Below are 14,394 nucleotides of genomic sequence, written 5' to 3' on the forward strand. Positions count from 1 at the left end.
CTTCGCCATCAGCCCCGAACCTCAGGACGAGAAGGGTTTCACTGAGGCGGCACGCCGGGGCCAGGTGGATGTGCCGCTGGTCAGCTTGGCCTCCAGGGTGGGCGGGGCGCTGTGAGAGTCATCCTGCCCGGGTCCTGCTGGACTCGACTAGTACTACGTACGACGCAGTATCGTATAACGTAGTAGTCAGGAGCGATGAAGGAGGTGCCTGATGCCGCGTCAACGGGACCGCGTCGGATGGGCCGAACCCGCGTTGCTGATCCTGGCCAGCCTGGCCGACGGCCCCAAGCACGGCTACGCGATCACCAAGGATGTCGAGGAGCAGACGTCCATCAGGCTGGGGCCGGGCACGTTGTATGCCGCCATCGCGCGGCTGGAGGAGAGCGGCCTGGTCGCGCCGCTGGACGAGGACGAGCGTCGGCGGCCCTACCGCATCACCGCGGAAGGCCAGACCGTGCTCGACGACAGGCTCCGGGCGATGGCTCGCTTCGCACGCACCGGGTTGACCCGACTGGGGGTGGCAAACGCGTGATCAACATGGCAGCCCGGGTGGCCTTGCGGTCATACCCTCCCTCGTTCCGGGAGCGCTACGGTTGCGAACTTGAAGCACTGGTCGAGGACACCGGCGCCGGCCCGAGCGTCGTCGCGGACCTTCTCGTCGGCTCGCTGCGGGCATGGCTTCGCCCGGTGATGCCCGATGAGTCCGCCGAAGGGCGCCGGCGTCGCATGCAGGCAAGCGTCGCCACCACCTGGGTCACCTGGTGTGCCGCACTGTATGCCCTGCCGATGCTGGACTTCATCCTGTCCGAGGAACCCGGGCTGACTCCGGACCTGGTGCGCCGACTGCTCGACGTTGCGCAGTACGCCATGTACGGCGCCGGGCTCATCGTGCTGACTGGTGGCCTCGCCGTCCTCGCGGAAACCTCCAGAACCGGCAACCGGGCCGCGTTGCGCCCGCTGGTGGCTCTCATTCCGACGCTGCCCACGTGGCTGATCGCGCCGTTCCTCCTGGTGTACGCCTCCATCGACCCGATCTCCTATTGGGTCGGAGCCTTGGCGGTGCTTGGGCCGGCAGCGTTCCTCATCACCATGGCGGTGGCACCGGCCGTCGTCGTCACCCGGTGCCGACCATCTGCCAAGGTCTTGCGGCTGCTTGCCCTGTCCGGGGTTGCCGTGGCGTTCGCCGTGACGACGACAGGCATCGCCTGCGTCGCGGCGTTGACCATGAATACCGATGACGCGGCCCAGCTGATCACGATGCCCATACTCGCCGTCACCGTTGCCGCTTCCGCAGCGGCCCTGGTCAGCTCCGGCCGCGGAGCCAAGGCCGCACTCCATAGGGAGCGCCCGGTGGATCTTGGTGGTGACGTGTGAGTGAAGCTGCGATGCTCCCGCTCCAGGGCGTGCTACGAGTCCTGTTCAGGGCGTTGATGAGTGAGATCACCAACCGAACGACCAGGAGCCCTGCCGCGTCACGCCCCCAAGCAGCCCATCGTCATCAGCCTCGAACCGCAGGCTGAGAAGCGTTCACTGACAACGGCCTTGTTCACGTCGGGAGCTTGGGGGCGGGGCTTCCTCGCGGCGGCCTTCTTGCCCGGCCCTTTCCGGGCTGCTGTCTTCTTCGGGGCCTTCGGCAGCGCGTGGACATCGGCAGGCCCGTTCTCGCCGCGAGGAGCCTTCGCTCGCGATACGGACTCGTTCAGGGCGGCCATGGGGTCGAAGAGCTCTCCAGGTGCTGCCGGCGGTTCGGGCGCTGCTTACGCCCAGAAGAGCTTCGACCTGTCCTCGCTGGCGGGCCAGACGGTCACCCTGAAGTTCAACGGCGTGGAGGACTCCTCGCTCCAGACCAGCTTCGTCGTGGACGACACCGCCCTGACGACCAGCTGATCTTCGGGTACGGCCCCGGCCCCGCACGCGGAAGCCGTCCGCGTGCGGGGTACGCCGTACCCACCTGGTCGTTGCAGAACGCCACAAGCCGGTGCCGCCGCCCGCCGCCCGCCAATCAGAGTGGCGGAAAGCGTGTTCGAAACCGGGTACAGATTCGGGCTGCGTCGCTGGCGCGCCCGTTGTGGGGCCCTCGGCGCGCCGGGTCACCAACTGCTCTTGGTCACGCCGGGGAGCTCGCCCGCGTGGGCCATCTCGCGTACGCGGATGCGGGACAGGCCGAAGGCGCGCAGGTGGCCTCGGGGGCGGCCGTCCACGCAGTCGCGGTTGCGCAGGCGGGTGGCGCTGGCGTCGCGGGGCTGTCGGCGCAGTTCCCGCTGGGCGGCGGCGTGGTCCTCGTCGGAGCTTCCGGGGAACGCGATGATCGCCTTCAGTGCGGCGCGGCGCGCGGCGTAGCGGGTCACGACGAGGCGCCGCTGCTCATTCTTCGCGATCTTGCTCTTCTTCGCCATCAGATCTTCCCTCCCCGGGCGCGGATGCGGGCCACCGCGGCCTCGATGCCGATCGTGTCGACGGTCTTGATGCCCTTGGCCGAGAGGGTGAGCCGGACGTGGCGGCTTTCGCTCGGCAGCCAGAAGCGCTTGTGCTGGATGTTGGGGTCGAAGCGGCGCTTGCTGCGCCGGTGCGAGCGGGAGATGCGGTGCCCGAAGCCGGGTTGCCGGCCGGTGAGTTGGCAGTGGGCGGACATGGCTGTTCCTCCTTTGGGTGGATGCAGCAGCACACTAGCCCTTGATGAAAATGAAAACCAATCCCATGTATGGTTTGTCCATGGCCCGTAACGAACTGCGCCCGATCATCAAGCTGAGGTCCACCGCCGGTACCGGCTACACCTACGTGACCCGCAAGAACCGCCGTAACAACCCAGACCGGCTCACCCTGCGCAAGTACGACCCGCTCGCCGGCCGCCACGTCGACTTCCGTGAGGAGCGCTGAGCGCCGTGAAGCCCGGAATCCACCCCGAGTACCGCCCGGTCGTCTTCCGTGACCGGGCCGCCGACCACGCCTTCCCCTTCTACACCGGCACCCAGCGGGTCCTGGACACCGCGGGGCGGGTCGAGCGTTTCGAGCGGCGCTACGGTCGCGGAGGGAGCAAGCCGTGAACCGGGACGAGGCGCGGCTGCCGGTCGCGATCGTCGGCGGGTTGCACGCCGACGCCCGCCGGGCCGCCGTGGCGGACATCCTGCGTACGGTCCCCGGCTCGGTCGCGCTGCACCACGACCTGACGTCCGCCGCCGACAGGTCGGTGCACCGCACGGTGCGCGACGCCGACGGACTGCTGGGCAGCGGCGACGCACCCCTGGTGAACGACTGCGCCTGCTGCGCGTTGCGCGAGGACCTCGTCCCCGAACTGCTGCGGCTCGCAGCGGAGGGAAGGTACCGGCTGGCCGTCGTGGAACTGTGGGACTCCGTCGAGCCGCAGGCCATGGCCGCGGTCATCGCCGCCGCGGGCGCACCGCTGGCCCTGACCGGGGTCGCCACCGCGGTCGACCCGGCACTCGTCCTGCCGTACCTGTCCAACGGCGACGACCTGGCCGACGCCGGCCTCGCCGCCGCGTCGACCGACCAGCGCACGGTCGCCGACACCTTCGCCCGGCAGCTGGAGTACCCCACGGTGATTGCCCTCGGCGACGCCGATTCTTGCGACGAGGTCGCCGACGACACCGACCACACACTGCTCGCCCAGCTCACACCAGGAGCGCGAAAGGTGCGTGTGGAGAGCGACGGCGCCCTGGGGGCAGCGCTGTCGGCGGGCTTCGACGTGGCAGCGGCCGCCGCCCGTGTGCATCCTGCGTGCGCGCTGCTGCCGCAGGAGTGCGACGAGCACGGCGTGAGCACCTTCGTCTGGCGGCGCGAACGCCCCTTCCACCCGCAGCGCCTGTACGCGGCGCTTGAGGACCTCACCTGCGCCGCGGCCCGCAGCCGTGGGCGGTTCTGGCTGGCGGACCGCCCCGACACACTGCTGTCCTGGGACGCCGCCGGCGGGGCGCTGTGTGTGGAGTCGGCCGGGCCCTGGCTGGCCGCACTGCCCGACGCCGCCTGGGAGATGATGCCCGCCGAGCGCCGTATCGCCGCCTCCGTGGACTGGCACCCCGAACACGGCGACCGCTGCCAGTACCTCGCCTTCATCTCACCCGGCCTGGATCGCGACGGCCTGTCGGCCCTGCTCGACTCCTGCCTGCTCACCGACGGCGAGTACGCGGCGGGCAGGGACCGCTGGAAGCAACTCCCACACGCATTCGACGACTTGCTCGACCCCGTGACCTGAAAGAGGGGACCGACCTCACCATGACCCGACGCACAAGCACCCGGCGGCAGACCGCCAAGCGCCAGCGCACCAACCCCCTGGACACCGCCGGCATCACCTACATCGACTACAAGGACACCGACTTGCTGCGGAAGTTCATCTCCGACCGCGGAAAGATCCGCAGCCGTCGCGTGACCCACGTGACGCGCCAGCAGCAGCGGCAGATAGCACAGGCCGTCAAGAACGCACGCGAGATGGCGCTCCTGCCCTACAGCTCCCGATAGGGCGATGGGCGCCGCACCTTCCGTTACGCCCTGTACCGGTAGCGGATCCGGCCGCGGGTGAGGTCGTAGGGGCTGAGTTCCACGAGCACTCGGTCGTACGGGAGGATCTTGCTTCCACGCCCCCTGCTGCCTTTGTCATGGTCGCTCACTTCTCCCGTTCTATGACGGCGAATTCGGTAGGAAAACGGTCGCTCGGCGCGATGCGTCGGAGCGTCAGCGGCGGACGAGCTCCAGGGTGCCGGCCGCGCGCCGGGCACCGATGCTCTCGAACAGGGCGGTGGCCGCCGCGTTGGACTCGTTCACCTCGGCCCATGCCGAAGCGGCCCCGGAGCGGTGCAAGGAACCGAGCGCGTGGGCCAGCAGCGCCCGGGCGATGCCGCTGCGGTGCCGATCGGCCCGGACGGGGATCAGCCCGATCCGAGGCTGCCGGGTCAGCGGCCCCACCCGGACCAGCCCCACGTACTCCTCCACGTGCCTTGCCACCGCGTACTTCGACGGGTCGGGCACGGCGGTCCCCGCCGGGCCTGGCAGCACCTCGGCCGGCATCGTCTGCCATCCGACGGTGGCCTCGACCTCGTCGCGGACGATGCGGTCCAGGGCGCGCAGCGAGCCCTCCTCCGCCTCACCGGCGGGCACGATCGTCACGCCGGACGGGGGCCGCACCGAGCCGAGACCGGTGATCTGCGGGTCGGTGGGCACGCGATAGCCCCACTCGCGGCGTGCGGTGGCGAAGCCGGCCCGCTCCCAGGCGGACCTCGAGTCGTGGTCGGCCTCTTCGACGACGGTTACAGCGGTGTCGGCAGGTCCGCCAGCATCGCGTCGGCAATGCGGTCGAAGACCGCGCCGTGCCACGCGTCGATGCTGACGAAGAGCCGCCCGTCGGGCCGACGCGAAGCGACGCCGCGGCCGACCGTCAGGTCGTCCTTCACAGCGTGCCACTGCGTGTCCGAGACCCGCGTGACCACAACCGGATGGTTGGCCGTGCCCGGAGTGGGATGCACAGAGTTCATAGGTGTTGCCTCTCAGGAGTGCCTTGTCCGAGGCGCTCCCGGCGACACCTACGTCAATCGCCCACCGTGACGACATGGGGGAGCACCCACATGGATACAGCCTTCGTGGGTCTCACCTCCTCGCGTTCTCTCAAGGCCGCCCAGACGCTATCGGCGGGGTCGGTCAGCCCAACGCATTTATCCGGAGGTCTTGGTGTCCATGCCGGGTCGGGCGGCGCCGTGGCTGCGTTCGCCGCCCGACCCGGGGTTCTCAGACGCCCGCCACGAGTTGGGGGTGCTCGTGCTCGCAGGTGTCATCGATGCCGTAGGTGTCCCAGGTGGGGAACGGGTCCGTGGGCGGCAGGCTCTCCTCGTCGGCCATGAGGCAGTCGGTCAGTGCCGTGTGCAGTGCGTCCGCGTGCAGGTGTGTGCCGATGAAGACCAGTTCCTGGCACTCGGGGCTGGTGGCGTCGCGTGCGGCGGACGGCTCGAAGCGTGCGACGGAGCCGGCCTGTGACCACAGGCCCGTCACGTGCGGGCGGCTGGAGAGGGTGAAGAAGCCCTTGGAGCGCAGGATCTGTCCGTATGCGCCGCTGTCGAGTTCCTCGGTCACGAACGTCCACAGCCGGCCGGGGTGGAACGGCAGTTCGGAGCGGAAGACGGTCGAGGAGATCCCGTACTCCTCCGTCTCGGGGACGTGGTCGCCGTTGAGTTCCCGGACCCAGCCGGGGGCCTGTTGGGCGCGTTCCAGGTCGAACAGGCTGGTGCCCAGTACGTCGCTCACCTTCACGCGGCCGTGGAGGGCCGGGACGACACGTGCGGCCGGGTTGAGGCGGGTGAGTGTCGCCCGCAGCAGGTCGGCCGACTCCTTGTCCACGAGGTCGAGCTTGTTCAGGACGATGACGTCGGCGAACTCGATCTGGTCCATCAGCAGATCACTGACGGTGCGTTCGTCGTCCTCGTACTGGTCCAGGCCGCGCTCGACGAGTTCGTCGCCGCTTGCCAGCTCGGGCAGGAAGTTCGCGGCGTCCACGACCGTGACCATGGTGTCCAGGCGGGCGAGGTCGCCGAGAGTGGCGCCGTCGTCGCGGGCGAAGGCGAAGGTCGCGGCGACCGGCATGGGTTCGGAGATGCCGGACGACTCGATGAGCAGGTAGTCGAAGCGGCCCTCGCGGGCCAGCCGGTCGACCTCCTGAAGCAGGTCGTCGCGCAGGGTGCAGCAGATGCAGCCGTTGGTCATCTCGACCAGGCGTTCCTCTGTACGCGACAGGGCCGCCTCGCCGCCCCGCACCAGGGCGGCGTCGATGTTGACCTCGCTCATGTCGTTGACGATGACCGCGACGCGCAGTCCTTCGCGGTTGCCGAGGACGTGGTTGAGGAGGGTGGTCTTGCCCGCGCCGAGGAAACCTGACAGGACGGTGACGGGCAGTCGGCCGGAGAGGTCGGGCGGCATCAACGCTCAGCCCTCGGGACGCAGGAGGCCGCGCTGGTACGCCTTCACCAGCCGCTGGGGTACCAGGTATGACACTCCGTCGACGGTGATGGGCGCGAGCGCAGGCGTGGTCGCCTTCCACTGGGCGCGGCGGTGGCGGGTGTTGCTGCGGGACATCTTCCGCTTGGGAACGGCCATGGGAGTCCTCCTGGTTGGGATGGCGAGTACAGGCTACATGAAAATGAACACCATTACGAAGTAGCTATAGTTCATGCTTCCCTGAATTCAGGGACCTGTGTACCGTCGGCGGTGTGCTGACTGTTGCCTCCGACATCGAGGTCCTGGTCCGGTTCGGCCGGGCGCTCGCCGATCCGATCCGCTGCCGCATCCTGCTCGCCCTGCGGGAAGCACCCGCCTATCCCGCCGACCTCGCCGACGCACTGAACGTCTCCCGCAGCAGGCTGTCGAACCTCCTGGCGTGCCTGCGTGACTGCGGCCTGGTCGTCACCGTCCCCGACGGCCGTCGCACCCGCTACGAACTCGCCGACGAACGTCTCGGCCACGCGCTCGACGACCTGCGCACCGCCGTGGTCGCCGTCGAGGACGACCGGACGTGTGTCGATGCCGAGGACAAGGGGTGCTGCTGACTGTGAGCGCAGAGATATCCATGTCCCTCGGCCCCGACCCGGCCAGGCGCGGCGCGCTTGCCAGGCGGATACGGCGGCTGGTCGCCGCGACCATCACCTACAACGCCGTCGAGGCGGCCGTCGCTCTCACGGCCGGGACCCTGGCTTCGTCCACCGCGCTGATCGGCTTCGGCCTCGACTCCGTCATCGAGGTCTCCTCGGCCGCCACCGTCGCCTGGCAGTTCTCCGCCCGCGAGCACGCGGTGCGCGAGGCCCGGGAGAAGACCGCGCTGCGGGTCATCGCGCTGTCGTTCTTCGCGCTCGCCGCCTACGTCACCGTCGACGCCGTACGGGCCCTGAGCGGCACAGGTGAGGCCGCGCGCTCTCTGCCCGGGATCGTGCTGGCTGGCCTCTCGCTCGTGGTCATGCCGGTCCTGTCGGCGGCCCAGCGCCGTGCCGGACGGGAACTCGGCTCCGCCTCCGCCGTGGCTGACTCCAAACAGACCCTGCTGTGCACCTATTTGTCGGCCGTGCTGCTGGTGGGCCTGGTCGTCGATGCCGTGTTCGGCTGGTCGTGGGCCGATCCGCTCGCGGCCCTGGTCATTGCCACGGTCGCGGTGAAGGAGGGGCGCGACGCGTGGCGTGGGCAGGGGTGCTGCGCAACGCCGTCGGCCGTCGTGCCGGACGACGGCCGACGGGAGGCGGATGCCTGCGGCTGTGCTCCGGGGTGCGACCGCTGCCCTTGACGGTGACCACTGCGGAAAGGGAGCGGGGCCGGCGTTCACCGGCGTTCGTCCGCCGCCTTTCGTCGGCCGCAGTCCGGGCAAACCCCGGACAACTCCACCGTGTGCCGGACGTTCGCGAACCCGGAGGTCCGTGCGATGGTGTCGGCCCATTCCTCCACCGGGCCGGAGTCGACGGGCCGGCTCAGGCCGCATTCGGTGCAGATGAGGTAGTGGCGGTGGTCGGGTCCCGGACGGTAGCGGAAGAGGCGTTCACCGCTGGTGTCGCGCACCATGTCGGCCCGGCCGACGCCGGCCAGGCCGGCCAGCGTGCGGTAGACCGTGGAGAGGCCGACCGGTGAGCCGGCGGCGGCGAGCTGGTTGTGGAGGGCTTGGGCGCCGACGAAGCCGTCGGCCCGGATGAGTGCCTCGACGACGATGGTGCGTTGCTGGGTGAGGCGGCCGATCAGCGTGACGTCGTGCGACGGGGTGGGGGTGCGCTGACGGTCGGGTGCCATCGGGTGCCTTCGCTCATGTGCGGGTGGGGACGACGGTTCGCGTACGAGGACCGGGGACCGGGCGTCGTATCAGGAAGGTGGCGGCGTAGACGGCCGTGGCGGCGGCCATGATGGCGAAGCTCGGCGGCATCTTCGGCACCGCGTAGGAGGCGAACAGCCCCGCCCACATCTCCAGTACCGCCAGCCCTGCGGAGAGGGCGAGCGCACGGTAGGGGCGGTCGGTGAGGCGGATCGCGGCGCCCGCGGGGGCGGCGAGCAGGCCGAGCAGGAGCAGGGATCCGACCGCCTGGGTGGCCTCGGCGGCACTGATCCCGGCCAGGGCGAGGAAGCCGTAGCCGAGCAGCCGGACCGGTACCCCGCGGGCGGCGGCCACGGCCTCGTCGAGCGTGGCGAACAGCAGCGGTCGGGCGATGAGGACCACCAGCAGGCCGACTCCTGCGGCCACCAGGGCGGCGACGACGGCGCTGCTGGAGGAGATGCCGAAGATGGAGCCGAACAGGACGCTGATGCCGGCGGTGCCGTTGGTGGTGCTGCGCGAGGTCGTGTAGATGGTGATGAAGAAGGCGCCCAGGCCCAGGATCCAGGAGAAGACGCTCCCGATGACCACGTCGTCGGGCCGCGCCTTGCGGCCGAGGGTGCCGAAGAGCAGCGCCATGGCGATGGTGGCGGCGAACAGCCCGAGGCGAAGGTCGGCGCCGAAGGCGAGAGCGGCCATCGCACCGGTGAAGGCGACGTGGCTGAGCGCGTCGCCGGTGAAGACCTGGGCGCGCAGCACCAGGAAGTAGCCGACCAGCCCGCAGGCCGCGGCGATGGCGGTACCGGCGAGGAAGGCGTGCAGGAAGAACGGGTGGGACAACGGGGAGGCGGCGAGCGGGACGGTCATGCGACCACCTCCTTGGCACCGGGTGCGGCCCCGGCCCGGGTGCGACCGAGTACCTCGCGCAGCGAGCGCCGGCCCAGCGCGAGCAGGTATCCGGCGAAGGCGATGGTCGTCACGAAGAAGCCCAGAGGGTAGGGCCAGTAGTAGGCGGCGGTCAGCCCCAGCCAGGTCGCGGCGAAGGCCAGCAGGACGGCCAGGGTCAGACTCAACGCCGGGCGGGCGGTGAGGACTTGCGCGGTGGCGGCCGGAATCACCATGAGGGCGAAGACCAGGAGGGTCCCGGTGATCTGGCTCGCCTCGGCGGTGGCCGCACCGAGCAGGACGAGGAAGACCACCGACAGGGCGCGGACCGGCACCCCGCGGCCGCCGGCGACCTGCGGGTCGACGGACGCGAACAGCAGCGGCCGTCCGATCAGCGCCAGCACTGCGAGCACCACCGCACCGACCACCGTCAGCACGCTCACCTGGGAGGAGGTGATCCCCAGGAAGGTGCCGAAGAGGATGGTCTGCGGCCCCTCCAGCAGCCCTCTGTACAGGGCGGTGAACAGGAACCCGGACGCGAGCAGGAACGCCTGCACCGTCCCGGTCAGCGCCGACTCCTCGTGCTCTCCGCCGCCCCGCAGGGCCGCGATGACCAGCGCGGCGGCCACACACAGCGTGAAGTAGCCGTAGACCGCGCTGAACCCGAGCAGGAGCGCCCCGGCGGCGCCGGGGAAGGCGACGGCGGAGACGGTGTGCGCGGCGAACGTCTGCCGCCGCAGCACCACGAACCACCCCACGACCGCAGAGACCACGGCTACGACCGCGCCGGCGCGGAACGCGTTGACCATGAAGGGGTAGGACCACATGTCCTGGAAGTCGGTCAGGAGGTTCCACGACCAGGTTGGTGCCCCTGTCTCAGCCAGCAGCATGACCGCTCCCCGGGGTGTCGTGCCGGTCGGTGTGTACGGCCGGTGCCTCCGGCTGGCCCACGACGACCAGCCGCCCGTCCGAGGTCCGCAGCACCTCGACCGGTGTGCCGTACAGCCGGGTCAGCGTCTCGGAGGTGATGACCTCGGTCGGTGTGCCTGCGGCGGCGCCGCCCTCGGCCAGGTACACCACCCGGTCCAGGTGGTGGAGTATCGGGTTCACGTCATGGGCGACCATGACCACCGAGACACCCTCGTGATGGCAGATGCGCCCGATCAGCGCCGCGACGGCGCTCTGGTTGGGCAGGTCGAGGCTGTCCAACGGTTCGTCGAGCAGGAGCAGTTCGGGTCGGCGGACCAGTGCCTGGGCGATCAGCAGCCGCTGCTGCTCGCCGCCGGAACACTGCCCGATGGGCCGGTGTGCGTACGCCGACGCCCCGACCAGCTCGATCACCTCGTCCACCCGCGCACGGGCGGACCGCCGACGCGCGCTCGGGAACGGCAGCGGCACCCCCCACCGGTCACCGTCCAGGCCCATGCGCACCACATCGACACCGCGGATGCGCAGATTGGCGTCGAAGCTGCGCCGCTGCGGCAGGTAGCCGATGCGGTCGTTGGCCTGCCCGGGCCGGGCGCCGAGCACCCGAACCTCGCCGGCCTCCGCGGGCAGGGCACCCAGCAGAACCTTGATCATGGTGGACTTGCCGACGCCGTTGGGACCGAGCACGGCGGTGAACTCGCCGGCCCCGATGCGAAGGTCCACCCCCGACCACAGCGTCCGGCCGCCGACGCGCACGGCGGCCCCGCGCAGGGCGACCACCGGATCGCTTCCTGCTCCTGTGGCCGTGTCGTGCCCCCCGCTTCGGCGGCCGGGGACGGTGTGACTGCTGGTGTGTGTGACGGCTTCGCGGGCCTTCGCTATCGGGTTCATGGCTTCAGTTCACTTCCCGGTGGCCTTGGCCAGGGCCTGCTCGATGCCCTGCAGCTGGCTGGTCTGCCACTGCTGGAAGGTGGCCCCGGCGGGGGTGAGGGTCTCGGTGACGGTGGCGACCGGGATGCCCTGCGCCTTGGCCTCCTTGACCTGCGCCTGCACGTCCGGTGTGGAGTTCTGGGAGTTGTAGACGTAGATCTTGATCTTCTTGTTCTTGATCTGCTGGTCGATGGTGGTCTTGTCCTTGGCCGTGGGGTCGGAGCCCTCGCTCATCGCGTCCAGGAACGTCTCCGGGGTGAGCATCTTCAGCCCCAGGCCCTCGGCGAGCGGCGTGACGATGGACTCGGAGGCACCGATCGGCGTGCCCGCGTACTTCGCTTTGATGTCGGCGATGAGCTTGTTGTAGCCGGCGAGCGTCTTCGTCTCGAAGGCCGTCTTCTGCTGGTCGAAGTAGGCCGCGTCGGCCGGGTCGGTCTTCTTGTAGTCCGCGGTGATCTTCTCGATGGCCTGGTGGACGTTGTCCGGGGAGTACCAGCGGTGCGGGTTGCCGCCCGGCTTGATGCCGACGAGGTCGCCGATCTTGAGCTGGGTGCGCCCGCTGCCGGGGTTGGCGGCCAGCAGCTTGTCGGCCCAGGCGTCGTAGCCGATGCCGTTGACGATCGTGTACTGGGCGCCGGCCACGGTGCGGGCGTCGGCGGCGGTCGGCTCGTAGTCGTGCGGGTCGGTGTTGGGGTTGTTGATGATGCTGGTCACCTTGACATGGCTGCCGCCGAGCTGGGAGGCGATGCTGCCCCAGAAGTTCTCGGCCGCCACCACCTGGATCGTCTTGTCCGAGCTGCTGCCCGTCGCGGCGGTGTCGCTTGTGTGCGAGGAGGAGGTGGAGCAAGCGGACGCCGCCACGGCCGTCAGGGCGGCCGTCGTCGTGACCAGTGCGATCCTCACGGACGGCCGGGCGGAACGAGAGGCGGGGGCGGTGGACATGCGGGAGCTCCTTCGGGCGATACCGGACGCGTGGCGGACACGCGTCGGCCGTGGGGCGACACTTTCGACGCTAGATGGGAATGATTTTCAGATCAATGCAAGATGAAAACCGTTGCCATCTTTTGACTCTGCGTACGACTGCTCGGGCTGCGTAGCAGGGGGTGCGGCGGTGTCGCCGGGAGAAGCGTCGGCGGCCGTCGCTCACGAGGACCGGGTGTCCTGGTGGGCGACGGCCGCCGAGGAGGCGAAGTGGCCGGCCTGATTGCGGAACGCCGGTTCCCGCAGTCGGGGTCGTGACCGGCAGTGGTTCAGCAGTCGCGGAACTCCGGCGACTGGTTGAGGATCTGCGCGCGCAGCGAGGTGAAGCGGGTGTGGGTGGCGCCGCCGAGCGCCTCGGGGCGGAAGGCGGCGACGCGGTGGCAGTTCTGGAAGGCGAGGGCGATGCCGAAGTGCCGTTCCAGGCTGCCCCGGATCGCGTCGCTGGACAGGGCGCGCAGCAGCTGGCCGCGCTCCTTCTCGGAGGGCGGCGGGGTCTGGTTGTCGGCGAACTCCGCCGTGCCGGACCGCAGTTCCTCAGCCAGGCGGGCGATGACGTCGTAGGCGTACGGCAGGGAGGTGCGCACCGTTTCCACGAAGTCCTGCTCCCGTACCTCGCCGTTCTCGGCTTCGGCGAGCAGCTGCGGGGAGACGTCGAGTGACATGAAGGGCTGTCCTGTTCTGTGGTTCTGGTCTTGAGGGGGTCAGGCGAAGGCGGTCAGTGCTGCGGGGCCGTGCCGGAAGTCCGGGTCGACCTGGGTGGCGAGGTCCTGGCCGGTGGCTTCGTTGGCCCAGGCGGCGGCGTTGCGCAGATGGAAGTCGACGGCGTGCTTCTGGAAGGCGGCCCAGTCTTTGGTGCGGGCGTCCACGGCCGCGCGCAGCCGGTCCAGTGCGCGGGTGTTGTGGGGCTCCAGCTCGCCGTGACCGTCGCGGCCCTGCTCCTGGGCGCGCACGTACGACGACTGCTCGCAGTGGACGATCAGATCCACGCCGACGTGGCCGCGCAGGAAGGCCAGGTCGTCCTCGCCGGTGACCTTGTTGCCGACGACGGCGACCGGGATGCCGAACTCGGCGGCGTGGTCGCGGTACTGGCGGTAGACGGAGAGGCTTTTGCGGGTCGGTTCGACGACCAGGAACGTCATGTCGAAACGGGTGAACAGACCCGAGGCGAAGGCGTCGGCGCCGGCGGTCATGTCGACGACGACGTACTCGCCGGGGTCGTCCACGAGGTGGTTGAGGTAGAGCTCGACCGCGCCGAGCTTGGAGTGGTAGCAGGCCACGCCGAGATCGCTCTCGTCGAAGGCGCCGGTCACCATCAGCGGTACGCCGCCGACCTCCTGCACGTGGTGGCCGTGGATCTCGTCGTCGCCCAGCAGGCGCAACAGTCGGGAGCCGCGGCCCGGCGGTGTCGTCTTGACCATGGCGTCGCGGGACGGGATCCGCGGGTTCGTGCCCCGCAGGTAGTCCTTGATCTCGCCGGTGCGCGCGCTGAGCGGTGGCGCGGTGAACAGCTCGTCCTCGTCGAGGCCAAGGGCGTACGCCAGGTGCTGGTTGATGTCGCAGTCGATGGCGACGACCGGCGCGCCCGAGCGCGCCAGATGACGGGAGAAGAGTGCGGACAGCGTCGTCTTGCCGCTGCCGCCCTTTCCGACGAATGCGACACGCATGGCTAGCCACCTCTATTGGAAATGGATTTCATGAGCATATGCTCGGGGTGTGTGAGGGTGGTGTCAAATCGCTCGTTTCCCAACTTGCTCGTTTCCCACGCGAGTTGGGCTGCCTCTGGCGCAAACAGGAGACCCTTTGACCCATACGGAGGAGACACGGAGATGAGCGATGCCGCAGGCGGCCGTCGGGGCCGCCCACACGGGGTCATGGTCTCCACCGGTTGCCCGGGG

At 69.8% G+C, this 14,394-nt stretch carries 19 protein-coding genes and 3 pseudogenes; 9 read left to right on the forward strand and 13 right to left on the reverse strand.

Features of this window, described 5'->3' with window-relative positions:
* Positions 1-211 precede the first annotated feature (211 nt).
* The 3 genes and pseudogenes from BFF78_RS35890 to BFF78_RS44990 all read left to right on the forward strand — a co-directional run.
* On the forward strand, positions 212-532 hold the full coding sequence (locus tag BFF78_RS35890) for a PadR family transcriptional regulator (protein WP_069782265.1): 321 nt from the start codon (positions 212-214) through the stop codon (positions 530-532).
* On the forward strand, positions 529-1,374 hold the full coding sequence (locus BFF78_RS35895; protein WP_069782266.1) for a hypothetical protein: 846 nt from the start codon (positions 529-531) through the stop codon (positions 1,372-1,374). Before BFF78_RS35890 ends, BFF78_RS35895 begins: the two co-directional genes overlap by 4 nt.
* A gap of 384 nt (positions 1,375-1,758) precedes the next feature.
* Positions 1,759-1,887, forward strand: a pseudogene (locus BFF78_RS44990) (neutral zinc metalloprotease); the annotation flags it as partial.
* A gap of 203 nt (positions 1,888-2,090) precedes the next feature.
* On the opposite strand, the gene rpsN reads toward BFF78_RS44990, so the two are convergent.
* Both rpsN and rpmB read right to left on the reverse strand, forming a co-directional pair.
* Positions 2,091-2,396, reverse strand: coding sequence for a 30S ribosomal protein S14 (rpsN, locus tag BFF78_RS35905; RefSeq protein ID WP_069776641.1), 306 nt, complete (start codon positions 2,394-2,396; stop codon positions 2,091-2,093).
* Positions 2,396-2,632, reverse strand: coding sequence for a 50S ribosomal protein L28 (gene rpmB / locus BFF78_RS35910; protein ID WP_069776640.1), 237 nt, complete (start codon positions 2,630-2,632; stop codon positions 2,396-2,398). Before rpmB ends, rpsN begins: the two co-directional genes overlap by 1 nt.
* 80 nt (positions 2,633-2,712) lie before the next feature.
* On the opposite strand from rpmB, the gene rpmG reads away from it, so the two are divergent.
* The 4 genes from rpmG to rpsR are packed head-to-tail and all read left to right on the forward strand — an operon-like array spanning position 2,713 to position 4,473.
* Complete coding sequence (gene rpmG / locus BFF78_RS35915) at positions 2,713-2,877, forward strand: 50S ribosomal protein L33 (protein WP_069776639.1); 165 nt, start codon at positions 2,713-2,715, stop codon at positions 2,875-2,877.
* Between the two features lie 5 nt (positions 2,878-2,882).
* The gene (rpmE, locus tag BFF78_RS35920) at positions 2,883-3,044 is read left to right on the forward strand and encodes a 50S ribosomal protein L31 (protein ID WP_069782268.1); all 162 of its coding nucleotides are present in this window, start codon (positions 2,883-2,885) and stop codon (positions 3,042-3,044) included.
* The gene (locus tag BFF78_RS35925) at positions 3,041-4,210 is read left to right on the forward strand and encodes a CobW family GTP-binding protein (protein ID WP_069782269.1); all 1,170 of its coding nucleotides are present in this window, start codon (positions 3,041-3,043) and stop codon (positions 4,208-4,210) included. Before rpmE ends, BFF78_RS35925 begins: the two co-directional genes overlap by 4 nt.
* A gap of 20 nt (positions 4,211-4,230) precedes the next feature.
* On the forward strand, positions 4,231-4,473 hold the full coding sequence (rpsR, locus tag BFF78_RS35930; protein WP_069776636.1) for a 30S ribosomal protein S18: 243 nt from the start codon (positions 4,231-4,233) through the stop codon (positions 4,471-4,473).
* A 23-nt stretch (positions 4,474-4,496) separates the two neighbouring features.
* On the opposite strand, the pseudogene BFF78_RS44995 reads toward rpsR, so the two are convergent.
* The 4 genes and pseudogenes from BFF78_RS44995 to rpmF all read right to left on the reverse strand — a co-directional run.
* Positions 4,497-4,583, reverse strand: a pseudogene (locus BFF78_RS44995) (S1 domain-containing protein); the annotation flags it as partial.
* A gap of 103 nt (positions 4,584-4,686) precedes the next feature.
* Positions 4,687-5,483 (reverse strand): annotated as a pseudogene (locus tag BFF78_RS35940) (GNAT family N-acetyltransferase).
* Between the two features lie 250 nt (positions 5,484-5,733).
* Entirely contained in the window at positions 5,734-6,915 is a 1,182-nt protein-coding gene (locus BFF78_RS35945) for a GTP-binding protein (RefSeq protein WP_069782270.1), read from the reverse strand.
* 6 nt (positions 6,916-6,921) lie between these two features.
* On the reverse strand, positions 6,922-7,092 hold the full coding sequence (rpmF, locus tag BFF78_RS35950) for a 50S ribosomal protein L32 (protein WP_069782271.1): 171 nt from the start codon (positions 7,090-7,092) through the stop codon (positions 6,922-6,924).
* Positions 7,093-7,205: 113 nt separating this feature from the next.
* Between rpmF and BFF78_RS35955 the strand changes: the two genes are divergently transcribed.
* The gene (locus tag BFF78_RS35955) at positions 7,206-7,541 is read left to right on the forward strand and encodes an ArsR/SmtB family transcription factor (protein WP_069782272.1); all 336 of its coding nucleotides are present in this window, start codon (positions 7,206-7,208) and stop codon (positions 7,539-7,541) included.
* Positions 7,542-7,561: 20 nt separating this feature from the next.
* A complete protein-coding gene (locus tag BFF78_RS35960; RefSeq protein ID WP_069784012.1) occupies positions 7,562-8,266 on the forward strand; it encodes a cation efflux transmembrane domain-containing protein in 705 nt (234 codons plus the stop codon).
* 35 nt (positions 8,267-8,301) lie between these two features.
* Here the strand turns inward: BFF78_RS35960 and BFF78_RS35965 are convergent, their stop codons facing one another.
* From BFF78_RS35965 to BFF78_RS35995, 7 genes are all read right to left on the reverse strand, one after another.
* Positions 8,302-8,760 (reverse strand): Fur family transcriptional regulator, encoded by a 459-nt coding sequence (locus BFF78_RS35965; protein ID WP_069782273.1) that lies wholly within the window; start codon positions 8,758-8,760, stop codon positions 8,302-8,304.
* Between the two features lie 13 nt (positions 8,761-8,773).
* Entirely contained in the window at positions 8,774-9,643 is an 870-nt protein-coding gene (locus tag BFF78_RS35970) for a metal ABC transporter permease (RefSeq protein WP_069782274.1), read from the reverse strand.
* Positions 9,640-10,551 carry a metal ABC transporter permease gene (locus tag BFF78_RS35975; protein ID WP_069782275.1) on the reverse strand — a complete coding sequence of 304 codons (912 nt, stop codon included), beginning with the start codon at positions 10,549-10,551 and terminating at the stop codon, positions 9,640-9,642. Before BFF78_RS35975 ends, BFF78_RS35970 begins: the two co-directional genes overlap by 4 nt.
* The gene (locus BFF78_RS35980) at positions 10,538-11,479 is read right to left on the reverse strand and encodes a metal ABC transporter ATP-binding protein (RefSeq protein WP_069782276.1); all 942 of its coding nucleotides are present in this window, start codon (positions 11,477-11,479) and stop codon (positions 10,538-10,540) included. Before BFF78_RS35980 ends, BFF78_RS35975 begins: the two co-directional genes overlap by 14 nt.
* 9 nt (positions 11,480-11,488) lie before the next feature.
* Complete coding sequence (locus tag BFF78_RS35985; RefSeq protein ID WP_069782277.1) at positions 11,489-12,460, reverse strand: metal ABC transporter solute-binding protein, Zn/Mn family; 972 nt, start codon at positions 12,458-12,460, stop codon at positions 11,489-11,491.
* 308 nt (positions 12,461-12,768) lie between these two features.
* Entirely contained in the window at positions 12,769-13,161 is a 393-nt protein-coding gene (locus BFF78_RS35990; protein WP_069782278.1) for an SCO5389 family protein, read from the reverse strand.
* A 39-nt stretch (positions 13,162-13,200) separates the two neighbouring features.
* Complete coding sequence (locus BFF78_RS35995; protein WP_069782279.1) at positions 13,201-14,163, reverse strand: ATP-binding protein; 963 nt, start codon at positions 14,161-14,163, stop codon at positions 13,201-13,203.
* Positions 14,164-14,394: the final 231 nt, after the last annotated feature.

The sequence above is a fragment of the Streptomyces fodineus genome (assembly GCF_001735805.1).
Lineage (GTDB): Bacteria > Actinomycetota > Actinomycetes > Streptomycetales > Streptomycetaceae > Streptomyces > Streptomyces fodineus.